At 71.4% G+C, this 18,736-nt stretch carries 20 protein-coding genes and 1 pseudogene; 11 read left to right on the top strand and 10 right to left on the bottom strand.

Translation table 11 applies throughout. The features are described 5' to 3' along the window. Positions 1-26 precede the first annotated feature (26 nt). Complete coding sequence (locus ACN28F_RS02990) at positions 27-560, bottom strand: PaaI family thioesterase (protein WP_421356960.1); 534 nt, start codon at positions 558-560, stop codon at positions 27-29. Between the two features lie 56 nt (positions 561-616). On the opposite strand from ACN28F_RS02990, the gene ACN28F_RS02985 reads away from it, so the two are divergent. After that, entirely contained in the window at positions 617-1,129 is a 513-nt protein-coding gene (locus ACN28F_RS02985; RefSeq protein WP_421356959.1) for a winged helix-turn-helix transcriptional regulator, read from the top strand. Positions 1,130-1,154: 25 nt separating this feature from the next. Then, positions 1,155-1,547: a VOC family protein gene (locus tag ACN28F_RS02980; RefSeq protein ID WP_421356958.1), complete on the top strand. Its 393-nt coding sequence runs from the start codon at positions 1,155-1,157 to the stop codon at positions 1,545-1,547. 15 nt (positions 1,548-1,562) lie between these two features. Here the strand turns inward: ACN28F_RS02980 and ACN28F_RS02975 are convergent, their stop codons facing one another. Together ACN28F_RS02975 and ACN28F_RS02970 are read right to left on the bottom strand one after the other, a co-directional pair. Next, entirely contained in the window at positions 1,563-2,246 is a 684-nt protein-coding gene (locus ACN28F_RS02975; RefSeq protein WP_421356957.1) for a response regulator, read from the bottom strand. Continuing rightward, entirely contained in the window at positions 2,243-3,370 is a 1,128-nt protein-coding gene (locus tag ACN28F_RS02970; RefSeq protein ID WP_289206589.1) for a sensor histidine kinase, read from the bottom strand. Before ACN28F_RS02970 ends, ACN28F_RS02975 begins: the two co-directional genes overlap by 4 nt. 136 nt (positions 3,371-3,506) lie before the next feature. Between ACN28F_RS02970 and ACN28F_RS02965 the strand changes: the two genes are divergently transcribed. Together ACN28F_RS02965 and ACN28F_RS02960 are read left to right on the top strand one after the other, a co-directional pair. Continuing rightward, on the top strand, positions 3,507-4,235 hold the full coding sequence (locus ACN28F_RS02965; RefSeq protein ID WP_289206588.1) for an ABC transporter ATP-binding protein: 729 nt from the start codon (positions 3,507-3,509) through the stop codon (positions 4,233-4,235). A gap of 31 nt (positions 4,236-4,266) precedes the next feature. Further along, complete coding sequence (locus ACN28F_RS02960) at positions 4,267-5,043, top strand: ABC transporter permease (RefSeq protein WP_289206587.1); 777 nt, start codon at positions 4,267-4,269, stop codon at positions 5,041-5,043. A 43-nt stretch (positions 5,044-5,086) separates the two neighbouring features. On the opposite strand, the gene ACN28F_RS02955 is transcribed toward ACN28F_RS02960, so the two are convergent. From ACN28F_RS02955 to ACN28F_RS02935, 5 genes are all read right to left on the bottom strand, one after another. Further along, positions 5,087-5,923 carry an ABC transporter ATP-binding protein gene (locus ACN28F_RS02955; RefSeq protein WP_289206586.1) on the bottom strand — a complete coding sequence of 279 codons (837 nt, stop codon included), beginning with the start codon at positions 5,921-5,923 and terminating at the stop codon, positions 5,087-5,089. Then, positions 5,920-6,792 carry an ABC transporter permease gene (locus ACN28F_RS02950; protein ID WP_289206585.1) on the bottom strand — a complete coding sequence of 291 codons (873 nt, stop codon included), beginning with the start codon at positions 6,790-6,792 and terminating at the stop codon, positions 5,920-5,922. Before ACN28F_RS02950 ends, ACN28F_RS02955 begins: the two co-directional genes overlap by 4 nt. Further along, positions 6,789-7,823 carry an ABC transporter substrate-binding protein gene (locus ACN28F_RS02945; protein ID WP_421356956.1) on the bottom strand — a complete coding sequence of 345 codons (1,035 nt, stop codon included), beginning with the start codon at positions 7,821-7,823 and terminating at the stop codon, positions 6,789-6,791. The genes ACN28F_RS02950 and ACN28F_RS02945 overlap by 4 nt, the downstream gene beginning before the upstream one ends. A gap of 47 nt (positions 7,824-7,870) precedes the next feature. Then, positions 7,871-9,037, bottom strand: coding sequence for an agmatinase family protein (locus tag ACN28F_RS02940; RefSeq protein WP_421356955.1), 1,167 nt, complete (start codon positions 9,035-9,037; stop codon positions 7,871-7,873). A gap of 230 nt (positions 9,038-9,267) precedes the next feature. After that, positions 9,268-10,215, bottom strand: coding sequence for a helix-turn-helix domain-containing protein (locus tag ACN28F_RS02935; RefSeq protein ID WP_416567712.1), 948 nt, complete (start codon positions 10,213-10,215; stop codon positions 9,268-9,270). 68 nt (positions 10,216-10,283) lie between these two features. Here ACN28F_RS02935 and ACN28F_RS02930 point away from each other — a divergent pair, with 68 nt between their 5' ends. The 4 genes and pseudogenes from ACN28F_RS02930 (at position 10,284) to ACN28F_RS02915 (ending at position 13,744) form a co-directional block, all read left to right on the top strand. Next, positions 10,284-10,487 carry a hypothetical protein gene (locus ACN28F_RS02930; RefSeq protein WP_348650086.1) on the top strand — a complete coding sequence of 68 codons (204 nt, stop codon included), beginning with the start codon at positions 10,284-10,286 and terminating at the stop codon, positions 10,485-10,487. 83 nt (positions 10,488-10,570) lie between these two features. Further along, positions 10,571-11,370 (top strand): annotated as a pseudogene (locus tag ACN28F_RS02925) (class I SAM-dependent methyltransferase). A 38-nt stretch (positions 11,371-11,408) separates the two neighbouring features. Beyond that, positions 11,409-12,515 carry a mandelate racemase/muconate lactonizing enzyme family protein gene (locus ACN28F_RS02920; protein ID WP_289206580.1) on the top strand — a complete coding sequence of 369 codons (1,107 nt, stop codon included), beginning with the start codon at positions 11,409-11,411 and terminating at the stop codon, positions 12,513-12,515. Then, positions 12,515-13,744: an MFS transporter gene (locus tag ACN28F_RS02915; protein ID WP_282230403.1), complete on the top strand. Its 1,230-nt coding sequence runs from the start codon at positions 12,515-12,517 to the stop codon at positions 13,742-13,744. Before ACN28F_RS02920 ends, ACN28F_RS02915 begins: the two co-directional genes overlap by 1 nt. A gap of 6 nt (positions 13,745-13,750) precedes the next feature. Here ACN28F_RS02915 and ACN28F_RS02910 read toward each other — a convergent pair whose 3' ends face one another. Then, positions 13,751-14,872, bottom strand: a complete 1,122-nt coding sequence (locus ACN28F_RS02910; protein WP_282230404.1) for a pyridoxal-phosphate dependent enzyme — start codon at positions 14,870-14,872, stop codon at positions 13,751-13,753. A gap of 297 nt (positions 14,873-15,169) precedes the next feature. Between ACN28F_RS02910 and ACN28F_RS02905 the strand changes: the two genes are divergently transcribed. Genes ACN28F_RS02905 through ACN28F_RS02895 form a run of 3 tightly spaced genes read left to right on the top strand, consistent with a single transcriptional unit; the run spans position 15,170 to position 17,947 of the window. Continuing rightward, positions 15,170-15,949, top strand: a complete 780-nt coding sequence (locus ACN28F_RS02905) for a class I SAM-dependent methyltransferase (protein ID WP_289206579.1) — start codon at positions 15,170-15,172, stop codon at positions 15,947-15,949. Then, on the top strand, positions 15,946-17,169 hold the full coding sequence (locus ACN28F_RS02900) for an ATP-grasp domain-containing protein (RefSeq protein WP_289206578.1): 1,224 nt from the start codon (positions 15,946-15,948) through the stop codon (positions 17,167-17,169). The genes ACN28F_RS02905 and ACN28F_RS02900 overlap by 4 nt, the downstream gene beginning before the upstream one ends. A 19-nt stretch (positions 17,170-17,188) precedes the next feature. Continuing rightward, positions 17,189-17,947 carry a class I SAM-dependent DNA methyltransferase gene (locus ACN28F_RS02895; protein ID WP_282230407.1) on the top strand — a complete coding sequence of 253 codons (759 nt, stop codon included), beginning with the start codon at positions 17,189-17,191 and terminating at the stop codon, positions 17,945-17,947. Here the strand turns inward: ACN28F_RS02895 and ACN28F_RS02890 are convergent. Next, positions 17,917-18,735, bottom strand: a complete 819-nt coding sequence (locus tag ACN28F_RS02890; RefSeq protein WP_289206577.1) for an ABC transporter ATP-binding protein — start codon at positions 18,733-18,735, stop codon at positions 17,917-17,919. The genes ACN28F_RS02895 and ACN28F_RS02890 overlap by 31 nt on opposite strands. Position 18,736: the final 1 nt, after the last annotated feature.

The following is an 18,736-nucleotide window of genomic DNA, read 5'->3' as shown; positions in this document are numbered from 1 at the left end:
GGAAAAAGCCGGCCGGCCGGGTGGTGTCAGGTCGTCGGCGGTAGCTCGAACAGCAGGCAGGACGAGGTGGCGTGGGCGGCCAGCCGACCGGCGGCGTCGGTCAGCTTCGCCTCGGCGTACGCGGTGCGCCGCCCGCGCTGCACGACGGTGCCTTCGCAGCGCAGCGTGCCCGAGGCGAGGGTGACCGGGCGCAGGAACTTCACGTTCAGGTCGATCGAGGTGTAGCTCGTCCCGGCGGGCAGGACCGAGTGCACCGCGCAGCCGGCTGCGGTGTCCAGCAGCGTCGAGATGATGCCGCCGTGCACCGTGCCCAGAGCGTTGTAGTGGAACTCCTGCGGGGTCAGCGTGGTGACCACCCGGCCGTGCTCGGGCTCCAGGCCTTCGAGGCCCAGCATCACCATGACCGGCGGGGCGGGGATCTCGCCGGAGGCCATCGCCCGCAGCTGGCCCAGCCCGTCGAGGCCGTTCAACGCGGCCAGCCGGACCGTCGCCGGGTCGGTCCACGAGAAGGTACGGCTGCGCTGCGTCGCGTCCGGCGCCGGCTGCTGAGTCTGCGTCATCATTGCAGGCTGTCAGCCGGTTGCTAGGTCTGTCAACGAGACCTAGCCTGGTACCGGTGAGACCTACCGCACTCGAGTGGTCCATCGACAACTGCACCATCGCCCGCACCATGGAGATCCTCGGCGAGCGGTGGACCGTCGTCGTGCTCCGCGAGGTCTTCAACGGCGTACGGCGCTTCGACCAGATGCGCGAACGCACCGGCGTTCCACGCCAGGTGCTGACCAACCGGCTCGCCATGCTGGTCGACCAGGGCCTGCTGCGCCGGCACCCGTACCAGGAGCCGGGGGAGCGGCAACGCTACGAGTACCGGCTCACCGGCAAAGGTCTCGACCTGTGGCCGGTGCTGATCGCCCTGCTGCAGTGGGGTGACCGGTACTGCGCCGACCCGGACGGCTCGGCGCTGGCCGTGACCCACCGCGACTGCGGCGCCGAGGTCGGCGTGACCATGCGCTGCGCCGCCGGCCACGACCTGGCCGGCCCCCGCGACGCCCTGCCCCGTCCCGGCCCCGGCGCCCGCCTGCGCACCCCCGCAGCCCCGCAGCCCCGGCGCCTGACGCCTGACGCCTGACGCCTGACCGCCTACGCTGCGGGACGTGCACATCTCGCTCACCGCGATCATCGTTGACGACTACGACCCGGCCATCGCGTTCTTCACCACCGTCCTCGGCTTCGAGCTGGTCGAGGACTCCCCGTCGACCACCAACGACGGCCGTCCCAAACGGTGGGTGGTGGTGCGCCCGCCCGGCGCCGAGACCGGCCTGCTGCTGGCCCGCGCCGACGGCGACGCCCAACGGGCGGCGGTCGGCAACCAGGCCGCCGGCCGGGTCGGGTTCTTCCTGCGGGTCGACGACTTCGACGCCGCGTACCAGCGGATGACCGACCACGACGTGCGGTTCGTGACCGCGCCGCGCACCGAACCGTACGGCAAGGTCGTGGTCTTCCTCGACATCGCCGGCAACCGGTGGGACCTGGTCGGCCCGGCCTGAACGGTCGCTCCCTGCTCAGCGGAGCAGGCCGTGGTGCAGGGCGCGCAGCACCGCGCGGGTGCGGTCGCGGGTGCCCAACTTCAGCAGTACGGCCGACACGTGGTTCTTGACCGTGCCCTCGGCGAGGAACAGCGCCTCGGCGATCTCCCGGTTGGTGTAGCCGGTGGCGACGAGCCGCAGCACCTCACGTTCCCGTTCGGTCAACTTCTGGATCGGCGGGGCGTCCCCGTCGACGGCGACCGGAGCGTCACCGGCGGCGACCGCCCGCAGCAGCCGGTCGGTGATCGCCGGCTGCACCAGCGTGCCACCGGCGGCGAGCGTGCGGACCGCGCCGATCAGTTGTTCGAGGGTCACGTCCTTGAGCAGGTAGCCCCGCGCCCCGGCGCGCAACGCCTGCAGCACGAGTTCGTCGTCGTCGAACGTGGTCAGCACCAGCACCGGTATGTCGACCCCGTGCTCGCGCAACGTCCGTAGCGCCCAGATCCCGTCCCGGCCGGGCATCCGCAGATCCAGCAGGACCACGTCCGGCCGGTACTCCTCGACCGCCGCGACCCCCGAATGCCCGTCGTCGGCCTCGGCTACCACGACGATGCCGTCGGCCAGCTCCAGCAGGCTGCGGATGCCCTGGCGGACCAGGGTCTGGTCGTCGACGACGCAGACGCTGATGACGGGACCACCGGTCTCGCGGCCACTGGTCATGCCGCCGGCACCTCGGCCCGCACCCGGAAGCCCCGCCCACTATCCAACGACACCCGTCCGCCGAGCGCCTCGACCCGTTCCCGGATCCCGCACAGCCCGTTGCCCGGCCGCACCTCGCCACCCGTACCCCGGCCGTCGTCCCAGGCCGACAGCCGCATCGTGCCGTCGTCGTCGCTGATCTCGATCCACAGGTTGGCCGCCCCGGCATGCCGGATGGTGTTGGTCACCACCTCCTGCACGCAGCGGACCAGCGCGGTGACCCGTTCCTCGTCGACGGCGATCCCGTCGGCGACCCGCAGGTGCACGGCGGGTTCCGGCAGCTCCGCGACGATCCGCTGCAGAGCCTCGCGCAGGTCCGGGGCGTGCCGGCGCAGCTCGCCGACGGTGCCACGGACGTCGGCCAGCAGGTCCCGGGCGACCTGCCTGGCCCGGGTGACGTGCTCGGCGGCCGGCGGTGCGCTCTGGTGCGCGGCGACCTCCAGCTCCAGGGTCAGCACCGTCAACTGGTGGCCGATCAGGTCGTGCAGCTCCCGGGCGATCCGTAACCGCTCGTCCGACCGGGTCGCCTGCGCCAGCAGCGCGGTCGCCGCCCGCAACTCGGTGTGCGCCTCGGCGAGCTTGCGTCGGGTCGCCAACTCCCGCAGGTACGTCTGCACCGACAACACCACCCCCACCTGCAGCAGGGCGTACAGCAGTGCGTTGAGCAGTCCCTGGGCGACCGCACCCGAGTTGAGATACGCCGCTGCGGCCGCGACCACCGTGTTCAGTGCGATCACAGCCGCTGTCACCGGCCACGGATTCAGGTAGGTGCTGACCGCCGCGCCGAACACCAGCAGGATCTGCGTCCACCCGAACGCCGGTGCCATCAGCACCACCGCCACCCCGAGGCCGACCTGCGCGGCGAAGACCAGCACCGTGCCGACGTCGCGGACCCGGTCCACCAGCAGCGTGCAGACCACCAGCGCCATGACGAACCCGGCGAAACACGCCCACCACAGCCACACCGGGACAAGGAACGCCCCGGCTGCCGGGCCGCGACCCAGCACCAGCACCGGGGCACCGACGGCCAGGCAGGTCAGTACGCCGACCACCCCGGACCAGGGGCGGGGATCGGATCGGCTCACCCTCGTCATGCTAGGCGGCCCGGTCGGTGTACCGCCCCTGCCGGAAGTCACCCCCACCGACCGTGACCACCGGCAGATCCGCCGGTCGGCCCGGTCGCCATAGCGTGCAGACGTCCCCAACCGAGGAGGTACGGCGATGCCGGCGATCACCGTCGAGGACATCCACAAGCGGTACGGGGCGACCGTCGCCGTGGACTCGGTGAGCTTCACTGTCGAGGCGGGGGAGGTGCTCGGCGTACTGGGGCGCAACGGGGCCGGCAAGACCACGGTCGTGGAGACGATCGCCGGACTGCGCCGGCCCGACCACGGCCGGGTGCGGGTGCTCGGTCTCGACCCGTGGCGGGACCGGGCCCGGCTGCGTCAGGTGCTCGGCGTACAGCTGCAGGCCGCCGCGCTGCACGCGGCGCTGACCGTCCGGGAGCTGGTCCGGCTGTACCGCAGCTTCTACGCCGACGGTGCCGACCCCGACGAGCTGATCGACCTGCTGGGTCTCGCCGACCGCCGCGACACCCGGTTCGAGAAGCTCTCCGGCGGCCAGCAGCAGCGGCTGTCGATCGCCCTGGCGCTGGTCGGCAAGCCCAGGGTGGCGTTGCTCGACGAGCTCTCCACCGGGCTGGACCCACAGGCCCGTCGACGCATCTGGGCGGTCGTCGAACAGTTGCGCGACGACGGGGTGACGGTGCTGCTGGTCAGCCACCTGATGGAGGAGGTGGAGCGGCTCTGCGACCGGATCGCCCTGATCGACCGGGGCCGGCTGATCGCCCTCGACAGCCCGGCCGGGCTGATCACGCGAGCCGAGCGCAGAGCCGCCGACACGGGGACGGCAGCACCGTCAACCACCCTCGACGACGCCTTCCTCACCTGACCGGCCAGCCGCTCGACACCGAGGAGGAGACATGGTGACCGGGCCGGAGATCGTCGTACGCCGGCCCGGACCGCGCGCCTGGGCCGCGCTGGTCGCCGCCGAGTGCCGGATGGTGGCCCGCGACACCGCCGGCCTGGTCGTCCCGATCGGGCTGCCGCTGCTGATCCTGGTGATGAACGCGGTCAGCGTGCACGGCGACCAGACGCTGCCCGGTGGCCGTACCGTGCTCGACGGGTACGTGCTGCCGTTGGTGTTCACCGTCATCATCGCCACCGTCGGCGTGGTCAACATGCCGAGCTTCCTGGCCTACTACCGGCGGACCGGGGTGCTGCGCCGGCTGGCGGTGACTCCCGCCCACCCGGCGATGGTCCTGGCGGCGCAGGTGGTCACGAGCCTGCTGCAGACCATCGTCGGGGTCGGGCTGGCGCTCGGGGTCGCGGTGGTCGCGTTCGGTGCCCGGCCGCCGGGCAACCCCGGCCGTACGGTGGCCGTCGTCGCCCTCGCCGCAGCAGCCATGTACGCCGTCGGGATGCTGGTGGCGGCGGTCGCGCCCAGCGGCAACGCGTCGGTGGCGATCGGCCTGACGGCCTTCTTCGCGATGGGCGCGACCGGTGGCCTGTTCGGGCCGACGAAGAACCTGCCGGACCGGGTGGCGATGGTCGGTGAGGCGCTGCCGTTCGGGGCGGCCGTGCAGGCGGTCGGCGCGGCCTGGGCGGGTGAGCCGCCGCAGCCGCGCCACCTGATCGCCCTGGCCGTCGCGACCGTGGTGAGCGCGCTGGTCGCCGCCCGGTTCTTCCGCTGGCAGTGACGCCGATACCAGCCAGCGCCGCCAGCCTGAGCGGGGCGGCCAGTCAGCCGCCGGACCCGGCGGCGGCGTGCCGCTGGTGGTAGGCGCGGACCTGGTCCTCCACCTCGGCACGCAGGGCCAGGAACTCCGGCAGCCGCTTGACGGCCAGCTCCCGGGGCGTCCCGTCGCGGTCCGGCGGCAACTCCACCGGCAGATCGGCGGCGACCCGACCCGGGTCGCTGGCCAGCACCACCACCCGCTGCCCGAGGAAGACCGCCTCTTCGACGTCGTGGGTCACCATCACCACGGTGGTGCCGGTGTCGGCCCACACCCGGCGCACGAACAGCTGCATGTCCTCCTTGGTCTGCACGTCGAGGGCACCGAACGGCTCGTCGAGCAGCAGCACCTGCGGCTCGCAGGCCAGCGCACGGGCGATCGCCACCCGTTGGCACTGCCCGCCGGAGAGCTGCTTCGGCAGCGCGTGCCGCAGCCCGGTCAGCCCGGTCTCGGCCAGGTACCAGGCGACCCGCCGGGCCCGTTCGGCCCGGCTGATCGGCAGCAGCTCCAACCCGAACGCGACGTTGCGTTCCACCGTCCGCCACGGGTAGACGGCACCGCTCTGCAGCACCAGCCCTCGGTCCGGTCCCGGTCCGGTGACCGGCGCGCCGTCGAGCAGCACGGTGCCCCGGCTCGGCGCGGCCAGCCCGGCGATCAGCGACAGCAGGGTCGACTTGCCGGATCCGGATGCGCCGACCAGGCAGACGAACTCGCCTCGGCGTACCGCCAGATCCACGCCGTCGAGCGCGCGCAGTGACCCGCCCGCGGCGGCCCGGAAGTCCTTACCGACGCCGTCGAGGCGCACCAGCGGCGTGCCGGCGGCTTCGGCTTCGGTCGCGGTCACGTCGTCCACCTGCCGATCCGGTCGCGGGTGGCCCGCAACGTCAGGTCGATCGCCACCCCGATCAGCGCGATCACGATCAGTACGGCGAAGATGCTGTCGAGCTGGTTGAAGCGTTGCGACCGGACGATCCGGTAGCCCAGCCCCGACTGGGCGTTGATCAGCTCGGCGACCACGACGAAGTTCCACGCGGCGGCGGCGTTGACCCGGATCGCGTCGATCATGCCGGGCAGTGAGTGCGGCACGATCACCTTGCGCAGCACCTCGAAGCGGCGGGCACCCAGGGTGTAGGACACGTCGATCAGCCCCGTCGGCACGGTCCGGACCACGTTGGCGGTCATCAGCGTGTTGAAGAAGACGGTCGCGATGAAGATCAACGCGACCTTGGACGGCTCGCCCAGCCCCAACCAGATGATCAGCAGCGGAATGAACGCGCTGGCCGGCAGGTACCGCAGCAGGCCGATCATCGGCTCCAACGCCGCCCGACCCGCCTGGAAGCTGCCCATCAGCAGCCCGAGCGGCACCGACACCGCCACCGCCAGGCCGAAACCGCGCAGCACCCGGCCGACGGTCGCGGCGGTGTCGGTCCACAACTGACCCGTACGGGCCATCTCCACTCCAGCCGCCACCGACTCCAGCGGGGACGGCAGGAAATCCGGCTGCCCGTCGACCAGCATGCTGCCGATCTGCCAGGCGGCCAGCGGCACCACGATCGAGGCGACCGTCAACGTCCACCGGCCGGCCGCCGGGATCGGCGTACGGATGGCCAGCAGCGCCGGCACCCGGCGGGCCGGACGCCGCCGGGGCAGCGGCCCCCACGACGTCCGGTCCGCGCCGTCGGTGGCCGTAGCCGGCTCCCGGGTGACGGTCACGGCGACACCGCCGCCACGAACTGCCCGTCGAGCAGTCCGTCCAGCGGTGGTGCCTCGTCGACCAGACCCGTCTCCACCAGGAACTCGGCGATCGAGCGGGCCTGGAAGTCCAGGTTGGCCGGGGTGTCGCCCGGCGCGAACGCCGCCTGGTTGTCGGCCAGGTCGAAGATCGTCGTTCCGGCGTCGTACGTGCGGTAGTCCTCGACGCTGACCCCCGCCTGCGTCGCCATGATCTCGATCGCCTCGTCCGGGTTGTCGGCGATCCAGGCGATGGTGTCGAACCAGGTGTCCACCACGGCCTGCACCTGCTCCGGGTGGTCGGCGACGAACGCCGAGTCGAACACCAGGTGGTCGGGGATCGCGCCGGGGAAGTCCGCCGAGGTGGCGATCGCCTTGCTGCCCTCGCGGCCCAGCGCGGTGGTGGTGAACGGGGCGAACGCCCCAACCGCGTCGACCTGCCCGGCCAGGAACGCGGCGGCGGCCGCGTCGGTCAGCAGCGGGCTGATCTCGACGTCGTCGGCGCTGAGCCCCGCCTCGGCCAACGCCAGCAGCAGCAGGTAGTGGTCGACCGTACCTTCCTCGATCGCCACCCGCTTACCGGCCAGGTCGGCCACCGAGTCGATCCCCGGCGCGGCGATGATCTGGTCGTTGCCGGTCGAGTTGTCGTTGACCAGCACCACGGTCTGCGCCGCACCGCCGCTGACCGACGACAGCGTGTCGTTGAGGGTCTGACTGTTGGCGTCCAGGTTGCCGGTGGCCAGCGCGGTCAGGCTGTCGGTGTAGCTGTCGAAGTAGGTCAGCTCGACGTCGACCCCGTTGGCTTCGAACAGGCCCTGCTCCTGCGCGACCTGCCAGGGGAACCAACCCGGCCAGGCGCTGAACCCCAACCGTACGGTGGTCGAACCGGACCCGGAACTGTCGGAATCGCTGTCGCCGCAGCCGGCGGCGGTGACCAGCAGCGTCGCCGCGCAGACGGCCGCGATCAGGCGGCGGGTGGGGGATCGGCGGGAAGATCCGGCGGTACGTCGCATCTATGTCCTCCTGCGTAAGGGATTGCGGGGGGAGGTGTTGCCGGGGCTCAGCGGCGCGGCAGGTGCCCGGCGCGGACCAGGCAGCCGAGGGTGTCGCAGATGACGCGGGTGGCGATCAGCGAGGTGATGTCGGCGTTGTCGTACGGCGGCGAGCACTCCACCACCTCGATGCCGGCCAGCGGCCGTTCGGCGATCAACTGGATGAACTTCAGCACCTCGCGGGGCAGGAAACCGCCCGGCTCCGGCCAACCGGTGCCGGGCACGAACGCGGCGTCCAGACAGTCCACGTCGAACGACAGCCAGACCGCCTCGGCCCTGTCCCAGGCCACTTCTAGGGCCTTTTCGGCGGCGGCCTCGATGCCCATCTCGACGCAGTCGGTGACCGTCATGATCGTGGTGCCGCGTTCCCGGCCGACCTTCACCCCGGGGCGGGGCGCCTGCCAGCCGCCGATGCCGATCTGCACCAGGTTCTTCGGTGGCACGTTCGGGATGTCGGTGGCGTGGAACCACGGGGTGGTGTGCATCCGCTCGTCGAGGTCGGTCTCCTGGGTGTCGACGTGCCGGTCGAAGTGGATGATGCCGAGGTTGCCGTCGAGGTGTTCGGCGACGCCACGAACCGTCGGGTAGCCGATCGAGTGGTCCCCGCCGAGCACCACCGGGAACGCCCCGGAAGCGTAGACGTGGCTGACCGCCTTGGAGATCTGGTCGAAGGTCTTCTCGATGTTCGCCGGGATGGTGAACACGTCCCCGAGGTCGGCGATCGTGATCGACTCCCGCAGGTCGACGCCGAGTTCGAACGAGTACGGCCCGTACAGCGCGGAGATCTTGCGGATGCCCTGCGGCCCGAACCGGGTCCCGGGGCGGTACGTCGTACCGCCGTCGAACGGTGCGCCGAGCACCGCCACGTCGTACTCGCCGCAGCGGCGCACGTCCTCGACGTACGGGGCCTTCAGGAAGGTGTTGATCCCGGCGAAGTGCGGCAGCTCGCCACGGGAGAACGTCGGAATCCGCTTGTCGACGATCGAGTCGGCACCGGGCAGGCCGTACTCCAGGCCCCGGGCGATCTCCTCTTCCCACTTGGTGGTGGGCAGTTCGGCTTCGCGGGCGACCGCGTACGCCGCCTCCGGGCCGTAGTTGCCGTGCAGTTCGGGCTGGTCGGCGGGCTGCTGGTCGCGGTGCTGGTGACTGTGGTGATGATGGTGGTGCAAGCCCACGGGGCACCTCCGAATGAGGGCCTGGCTGAGGCACAGCCAGACATCCGGCTGCCTCCCGGGCTTTTGTCCCGCCGTGGAACGCCGCCCGCCACGCTGGCGGCCCGACGCCTGCACCTCTCGGACCTGTCCCGTCCCCGGCTGCCCGTGCCTGGCTGCCCGGCGGCGGCGGAACCCTAGGTGCGCCTCACCGTTGGTGAGTCACCCCGGAGTAGACGCCGCTGTGGTTTCGGTCACTTTGCCGACCCGTTGCCGTCGGGTATCGGCTGCGCCCGGGCGGCCAGGTCGGACCAGACCCGCTCGTACGCAACGACGTGCGCCGGCTGGTCGAGGTGCATCGTCCCGGTCAGGGTGTCGAGCCGGACCAGCCCCGACCCGGCCGGCCGCCGTCCGGGGACCGTCGTGGCGGCGGCGAAGCGCAGCAGGGTGAACGGGTTGGTCATGCCGGCGTGCGCGCCGCCGGCCAGCGGCAGGACCCGTACCGAGATCCCCGGCCTGATCGCGAGCGCCCGCAGGTGGTCGAGTTGCGCCCGCGCCGTCGCGTCGTTGCCGACGGTACGCCGCAGCGCCCCCTCGCCGACGATCGCCTGCACCGCCGGCGGATGCGGGTGGGTCAGCAGGTGCCGCTGCCGCGCCGCCAGCTGGTCGAGGCGGGCGGCGATGTCGTCGTCGCTGCGCAGACCGGCCGGGCAGCGCAGCAGCGCCTCGGCGTACCCCGGGGTCTGCAGCAGGTCCGGCAGCGTCGCCTGGCCGTAGCAGCGGATGAGCGTCGCGGACTGTTCGAACACCGGGTACGGGTCGGCGTCGATCGGCAGTCCGGCCAGCCCGTCGTGCCACCAGCGCCCGCCGCTGGGGCGGTCGATCTCCGCCGCGAGGGCGAGCAGCCGTTCCCGGGTCTCGTCGTCGGCCCGGTACAGCCGGCACATCGCTGACATGTCCGCTTCGGTCCAGCGCACCCGCGGGTCGCCGGCCTCGATTCGCCAGAGCGTGCTGTTGCCGCGTCGCAGCTTGTCGGCGGCGACGTCCTGGGACAGCCCGGCCTCGTACCGCAACGCCGCCAGGCACCGTCCCACCTGCCGCCGCAGCAGGGCCGTCCCGCCGGCCTGCGCGTTGATGCCCGCCGTCCGGGCGGCTCTCCCGTTGTACGCCCCGGCCCGTCGGCCGTCACCCCTGCCAGTCATACCCAACAGGGTGAAACAATTACGGGCAACCGTCAAGTGCGGTTGCCTGCAGCCTAACTTGCGAGAGTGTGGACATCGACCTGGTCGGCAGCGCTGAGATAGCCGAGATGCTGGGCCAGCCAGGCGGCCCGCTGTCCCGTCAACGCACGTACACCATCACCAGGTCTCGAACCTTCCCGCTGCCGGTTGCGAAGCTCAAACAGGGTGAGGTTTGGCTTCGCGCCGATGTCGAGCGGTGGATTCAGGAGAACCGGCCGCCTCGGGTCAGCTGAGCCGCGTACCGTCGTGATCCCGCAGTGGCCATAATGTGGGAAGCTGCTCCCGAATTGCGAGACAGCCGGTCTATCGTCGGAGCATGTCAGCTGTATACACGCACGGTCATCACGAGTCGGTGCTGCGCTCCCACCGCTGGCGTACCGCCGAGAACTCGGCCGCGTACCTGCTGCCGCACCTGCGGCCCGGCCAGGCGTTGCTCGACATCGGCGCCGGTCCCGGCACCATCACCATGGACCTCGCCGCGCTCGTCGCTCCCGGCCGGGTCACCGCCACCGAGGTCACCGACGAAGCGCTCGCCCTGTCCCGCGCCGAGGCGCAGGCCCGGGCGTCACGACTGTCGACTTCACCACGGCCGACGTACACGATCTGCCCTTCCCCGACGACGCGTTCGACGTGGTCCACGCCCACCAGGTCCTCCAGCACGTCGGCGACCCGGTCCGCGCGCTCGCCGAGATGCGCCGCGTCTGCCGGCCCGGGGGAGTGGTCGCGGCCCGCGACAGTGACTACGACCGTTTCGCCTGGCACCCCGCCGTACCCGAGCTCGACGAATGGCTCGCGCTCTACCAGGCGACCGCCCGCGCCAACGGCGGCGAACCGGACGCCGGTCGCCGCCTGCTCTCCTGGGCGCGGGCCGCCGGGTTCGGTGACGTCACGCCCGGCGCCTCCGCCTGGTGCTACGCCACCGACGAGGACCGCCGCTGGTGGGGGACCATGTGGTCGGAGCGCATCGTCGCCTCCGAGATGGCCCGGCAGATCCTCGCCGCCGGCACCGCCACCCCCGCCGACCTGCGACGGCTCTCCGCCGGCTGGCTTAGCTGGGCCGACGCGCCCGACGGCTGGTTCGCCATCCTGCACGGCGAGATCCTCTGCCGTCCCTGACCCGGACGCCAGATCGATCACCGTGGATTATCGGCGTGGTGCGTGACAAGCTGATCCGCATGGAGCTCGACGTCCGTCGGATGACCCTGCGCCTGTTGACGGTGTTCCGGAGTTCACAGCACTCCTACGACTCGACGGACACCTGCCTCGTCGCCGTCGTCCACGACGGCGTCACCGGCCTGGGTGAGGGCACACCGGCCTGGGCGCACGGCGAAACCGTCGAGCAGGTCGTCGCGGCGGTCGCCGAACACGGCAGAGACGTCCTCGGCCCGGACCTGTCCGATCCGGACCGGGTCCTGGACCGGGTGGCCGACTGGGACGGACCGGTCGGCGCGCGGATGGCACTCGACGGCGCGGTGCACGACTGGGTGGGCCGGTCCGCCGGCGTGCCGACATGGCAGTTGTACGGCGTACCGCGCACCATGCCCGAGCCGACCGGGTACACGATCGGGCTCGGCAGCGTCGCGCAGACCCTGGAGCTGGTCGCGAACGCGCCGCCGGTCGGCGCGTTCAAGATCAAGGTGCGCGGCGCCGAGGACCTCGACCGGCTGGCCGCCGTCCGCGCGGTCACCGACCTGCCGGTGCGGATCGACCCCAACGAGGCGTGGGACCTGCGGACCGCGCAGGAACTGACCCCGGCCCTGCGTGCCCTCGACATCCAGCTCGTCGAGCAGCCGTTCCCGAGAGACGCGGTCGAGGCGTACCGCCGCTACCGTGAGCTGCCCGACCGGCTGCCGGTCTTCCTGGACGAGGGCTGCACCGACGTGGACAGTGTCCGGGCGGCCGCCGGCCTGGCCGACGGGGTGGTGGTCAAGTTGGCCAAGTCCGGCGGGGTCCGGGCCACCCGACGGGTGATGGAGGCCGCCCGCCAGGCGGGCCTGTCGGTGATGCTCAGCTGCAACTGCGAGTCGGAGCTAGCGCTGAGCCAGGCCGCCCTACTGGCCCCGCTGGCCGAGCGCATCGACATCGACAGCCAGTTCCTCCTGCGCGACCCCCCGTTCCGGGGGCTGGGCCTCGACCAGGGGCGGATCGTTCTCGGCGACGCCCCAGGGCTGGGCGTGCTGCCGTCCGACCAGCATGCCTTCGGCGGCGTCGACCCGTCGACCGGGGTCGGTGTCCGATCCGACGGCGGGCCGGCCGACTGATGGCCGCACCGGCCACCCCCCGCGCGGCTGCGGGCAACCGCCCCTGGTCGGCGTTGCGCAGGGGTTCCTTCACCCGTGCCCAGTGGGCCGTGCTGATCGGCGGATTCCTGGTCAACGTCGGCTCGTTCTCGATCTATCCGTACCTGGCCGTGCTGCTGCGGGAACGCATGGGCGTGGGCATGGCGCAGGTCGGGGTGGTGCTCGGGGCGGCGACCCTGGTGCAGTTCGCCAGCGCCCCGGCGACCGCTGCGGTGGCCGAGCGGGTCGGTCTCAAGCGGGCCCTGGTGGCGGCCCTCACGCTGTACAGCCTCGGCGGGGCGGCGTTCCTCGCGGGACAGCGGTTCCCGGTGCTGACCGTCGCCGGCCTGTTGCTCATCTCCGGCGGCGGATCACTGTACTCGCCGGCGTACCGCAGCTATCTGGTGCACGAGGTGGGCGACGAGCAGCGGCCCCGGCTGGTGTCGGCAGGCAACGCCGCAGGCAACCTCGGTATAGCGGTGGGGCCGGTGGTGGGGGCGTTGTTCGTGCACCGGCCGACCGTGATGTTCGCGGCCGTGACGACGGTGTACGCCGGTGTGGCGCTCGGTCACGTCTTTCTCCGCCGGGAGCGGCAAGTCGCCGACGCGCCACCGGTGGAGCCGTTCCGGCGGATGCTGCACGGGGTGGCGGTGCTGCCGTTCGTCGTCACCGCCGTGTCGTTCTACGTGCACATGCAGTTCTACCAGTACCTCTCCAGTTACGCCCAGGGCCGGATGGCGACCCTGTTGTTCGGGGCGGCGATGATGGGCTATTCGCTCGGCCTGGTGGTGGTGCAGCCCCTGGTCGCCGAGCGGGTGGGGAGGATGAGCTACCCGGCGGCGATGGCCATCGGATTCGGTGCCCTGGCGACCGGGATGGCCGCGTTCGCGGTTGGCAACGGTCCGGCGGTGGTCTGCGGGGTCGCCGCGATCAGCGCCGGCAGCGCCGTGTTGTTCCTCAAGAACGACCTCGAAGCGTTGGCGGGGTCGAGAAGGTCGGCGACGGTGGCCTTCGGCCAGCAACGGCTCGCGGTGGGGGTCGGTTCGTTCCTCAGTGGCGTCGCCGGGGGCAGCGTGTACGGGGCGTTCGAACAAGTCGGGTTCCTACCCGGCTTCTGGCTGGTCGTCGCCGCCCAGTGTGTCGTCCTTCCGGTGCTGGTGCTCACTGTCGGGCGATGGCTGGGACGCCGCGTACCGCAGCAGGGTTCCTAGCTGCGCTCATCCGGCCGTCGCGGGCCGGTCTGTTGCGGGCCGGTCTGTTCCTGGGCCGCCGGTGACGGCGGCGGGGTGCAGGTCCTGGCCGGCTGACGGCGGATGGGCGCGTCGCGCCCACGGCAAGGTCGACCAGGGCGGGGCCAGCTCGTCGAGAGAGGCAATCTCCACCGGCTCCAACGTCTCCATGTCGAGGGCTTCGCGGTGGCGGGCGAAGACCTTGTCGACGTACCGATGGCCGGTGTCGGCTCCGATCAGCAGATGCACCCGTTCCGGGTGGCGGCGGGCCTCCCACCGCGCTGCGAGGTACGCCGCACCGGTGGAGAGGCCGGCGAAGACCGCATGAGACCGCATCAGCGCGATGGTGCCGGCCATGGCGTGGCGAAAGCCGATCCAGTGCACCTGGTCGTACAGTTCGTGGTGGACGTTGTCGAAAGGGATGGCGCTGCCGATCCCGGCGATGATCGCGTCCGGATCCGGAAACCGTTCACTGCCGAAGCTGACGCTGCCGAACGGTTGGACACCTACGAGCCGGGTCGACGGGTCGTGGGCGCGGATCGGCAGAATCAGTCCGGCGCTGGACGCACCGGTGCCGACGCTGGCGACGAGGGTCAGCGGGACCTGCGGTACGGCGGCCCGGACGAGTGTCGCCAGTTCGGCATAGCCGAGTCGGTGCACCGGGTCGTGGTACTGGCGCATCCAGTGCATGCCGGGGTTGGCGCGCAGGAGCTCCCGTACCCGCGCCACGCGTCGGTGCTGGTCCAGTCGCAGATCGCTCTCGACGGGCATCTGGTGCACGGTGGCGCCGAGGATCTCCAACTGCGACCGGATGGTCGGGGTCACCGTGGTCGAGGCGACGATGTGGCAGCGCAGTCCGTACCGGTGACAGGCCATGGCCAGCGCGAGGGCGTAAATTCCGCTGGAGCTGTCGACGAGGGTGTCGCCGGGGCGGACGGTCCCCGCCGCCAGCAGGGCCCGTACCGCGCCGAGGGCGGCGTAGACCTTCAGGGTCTCGAACCGGGCCAGGATCATGGTGTCCGACAGGCGGATGAGGCTCGGTGTCTTGATGGCGTCTGTGACGTGCAGGTGTACCGGCGGCGGGGGCGTCGACGGGCCCGTGGACGGCATGGGCTGATCGCTCCTCTGATGTTCATCACATTGTCGTCAGGGAATGTGTCTGCTCGGTATCGAGGCGTTCCGTTGACATGTTGGTCGCTCCGAGTGGTGGATTGGTTCCTGTTGTCGTGCGAATCAGGACGCTGGCAGTCGAGCGCTGGACAATGTCCGACATCGATATAATGATCCAGGATTCATTTGCTTCACCCTGATGTGGAGGTGATCAGTTTTCTTCGGTCGGCGGGGAACTTCCGCACGTCGTTGAGCGACCTGTAAGGCGTCAGTCGTCGCATGAGTTCGGAGCTGCCGATGGAGTGGTTTGCAGACGACGGGTTCTGGGTGGACTTCGCCGGCGCGTTGTTCGCCCCGCACCGTCAGCAGGAGGCCCGGAACTGGGTGGCGACCTCGCCGCTGCTGGAGGTCGCAGCCGGGACCAGAGTGCTGGACCTCGGCTGCGGTCCAGGTACCTACGCCGTGCCGCTCGCCGCACGCGGTGCCCGGGTCACCGGGGTGGACCTGAGCGCGACCATGCTGGACCGAGCCGACCTCGCCGGCGAGCAGGCCGGAGTGACGCTACGTCTGGTCCGCGCCGACATGCGGGAGTTCGTCGAGCGGGACAGCTACGACCTGATCATCAGCATGTACACCTCGTTCGGGTATTTCACCGACCCGGCCCAGAACCAGCTCGTACTGCGCAACGCCTGGCAGAGCCTGGTGCCAGGCGGGCGACTGTTGCTGGATCTGTTCAGCAAGGAGATCTTCGCCCGGTGGGCGGGCACCCCGAAGGTCGTCGAGGTGAGCGGCGGACATCTGGTCATGCGGGACACCATCCTGGACGACTGGACCCGGTTTCGTAGCGACTGGACCCTGATCCGGGGCGACACCGCCCGGCACGCGTACTTCGAACAGTTCGTCTACAGCGCCGCCGAGATCCGCACCATGCTGGACACCGCCGGATTCACCGGCATCACCTGCTTCGGCGGCTTCGCCGGTGAACCGTACGACAATCACGCGCAGCGGCTGATCGTGCAGGCGAGCCGTCCTGCGCAGGCGAGCCGTCCCCGGCAGGCCGAGGAGGCGGGGGCGTGACCATCGTGTCGCTGGAGGCGTTGACGTTCGGCCTCACCCGGCTGCGCGACGCCGCCGCCGAGTCCGGGCACCGGCTGTGCCTGCTCACCGGGGACCGGTCGATCTACGCGTACGAACTCGACCGGCTCGGACCCGACGACGTGACGGTGATCGACGTCGACACCACCGACGTGGCCGCCTGCGCCGCCGTGCTCGACCGGCTGCCCGACCTCGCCGGGCTGGTCAACTCCACCGACACGTGGATGCTGCCCGGTGCGACGCTGGCGGCCCGGTACGGCCTGGCCACGCTCGGCCCGCAGGTAGCCCACACTCTGCGGGACAAGGCACAGGTCCGTACCCTGCTGCACCGGGCCGGACTCAGCCGCGCCGACGCGCTCCGCGTGGAGCCCACCGGCGAGGCGGTCGCCGGGGCGGTCGCGGCGATCGGCTACCCGGTGATAGTGAAGGACTCGGCGGGCACATCGTCCCGGTCGGTGTGGCTGATCCGCGACGACGCCGAACGCGACCGGACCGCCCGCGAGGTCGCCGAAGCCACCCTGCTGGGTCGACACCTGGTGGTCGAACCGTACTTCCCGGGCCCGGTGTACAGCGCCGAGACCGTCAGCTGGCGTGGGCACACCAGACTGCTCGGGATCGCCGTGCACATTCACACCCCCGAGCCGGTCCGTCGGGAGGAGGCCGTCGCTTTTCCAGTCGCGCTCCCGCCAGCCGAGTCGGAGCGGCTGGCGACCTGGATCGGGGAGGTCCTCGCCGCCGTCGGGTTCACCGACGGCGTGGCACACACCGAGTTCGCCCACACCCCGGCCGGCCCCGAGGTCGTGGAGATCAACGGCCGGATCGCCGGGGCGGTCATCGGGGAGATGATGTGCCGGTCGCTCGGGGTGAACGTGTACGCGGCGGTGACCGACACCGCGCTCGGCCGACGGCCCCGGCTGCTCGACGCACCACTGAGTGCCGACCGTGGCTACGGCATGACGTTCCTGCATCCACCGGCGGCCGGCCGACTCGCCGGCTGGCGCGGACCCGAACGGCTACCGATGTTCCCCGGCGGCCCGGAGTTCTTCCCGACCGCCCAGCCCGGTGACCGGATCGTCCACCTCGCCGACCAACGCGGCTGCACCGCCCTGGTGATGGCCGAAGGGCCCACCGCCGAGATCGGGCTCTACCACTCGCTGGCCGCCGCCGGCACCGTCACCCACGACATGCGACCGCTGCACTGAAGCCTCGGACAGGAGCCTCATGACCACGTACGGACCGGAGACCTACGGTGAGCGCAACGCCGACGTCTACGACGAGTGGCACGCCGACCTCGACCCGACCGATGCCGTCGACTGCCTGGCCGACCTGATCGGGCACGGGCCGGCCGGGCCGGTCCTCGAACTGGCGGTCGGCACCGGCCGGGTCACCGTTCCGTTGGCGGGTCGCGGGATCGATCTGCGGGGCATCGACGCCTCCGAGGCGATGGTGGCCCGGATGCGGGCCAAGCCAGGCGGCGACCGGATTCCCGTCACCATCGGCGACATGGCCGACGTCGATCCCGGCACCGACGACCGGTTCGCCATGGTCTTCGTCGTCTTCACCACCTTCTTCTTCCTGATGACCCAGGAGGAGCAGGTGCGGTGCTTCGCCAACGTCGCCCGACGATTGCTGCCGGGCGGGCTGTTCGTGCTGGAGTGCCTGGTGCCCGACCTCGCCCGCTACCAGCGGCAGCAGAGCGTCGACGCCCACCGTGTCGACCACGACCACGTCCGCCTGGTCGCGGTCCGCCACGACCCCGTAGACCAGCGTTTCGACGGCCAGCACATCCTGATCAGCAACGACGGGATGCGGCTGGCCCCGGTGTCGATGCGCTACGCCTGGCCGTCCGAGCTCGACCTGATGGCCCGCCTCGCCGGTCTGCGCCGTCGGCACCGCTGGGGTGGCTGGCGCCGGGAGCCCTACCTCGGCACCGGCACCCACGTCACCGTCTACGACAACCCGGCCGGCTCGGACGCGTGACGTCGTGGCCGGTCGGTGGCGCCGAGGTCGATGGTGGGGGTCGCCGCGAGCAGCGCCCGGGTGTACGGATGGCGCGGGCCGCCGGTGACCTGCCCGGTCGGTCCCTGCTCGACGATGCGGCCGTGCCGCATGACCGCGACGCGGTTGGCAAGTTGCCGGACGACGGCGAGGTCGTGGGAGATGAACAGGCAGGCCAGGCCGAGCCGGTCGCGCAGATCGCACAGCAGGTTGAGGATCTTCGCCTGCACCGATACGTCGAGCGCGGTGACGGGTTCGTCGCACACCAGCAGGCGTGGTCCCAGCGCCAGCGCGCGGGCGATCGCCACCCGTTGCTGCTGACCGCCGGACAGCTGCCGGGGCCGGCGTCCGCCGACCGCAGGACCGAGCCCGACGAGGTCGAGCAGCTCGTCCACCCGTGCGGCGCGGGACCGGCCGTTGCCGACCCGGTGGATGTGCAGTGGCTCGGCGAGGGCCTGGCGCACCGTCTGAGCGGGGCTGAGGGTCAGGTACGGGTCCTGGAACACCATCTGGACCTGTCGTCGGTGTGCCCGCAGCGCGCGACCGCGCAGGGCATGGACGTCGACACCCTCGAACCGCACCGATCCGACCCGGGGCCGGTGCAGTCCGGTGACCACGCGGGCGAGGGTCGTCTTGCCGCAGCCCGATTCGCCGACGAGCCCGACGATCTCGCTGGCGGCGACCCGGAGCGTGACGTCCTCGACCACACTCTGCCGGCCCCGGCCGTGCCGCCGGGGGTGGTCGGCGGTGAGCTGTTCGATCTCCAGCATC

The sequence above is a fragment of the Solwaraspora sp. WMMA2101 genome (assembly GCF_049179175.1).
GTDB lineage: Bacteria > Actinomycetota > Actinomycetes > Mycobacteriales > Micromonosporaceae > Micromonospora_E.
This window is presented reverse-complemented; position numbering and strand designations above follow the sequence as displayed.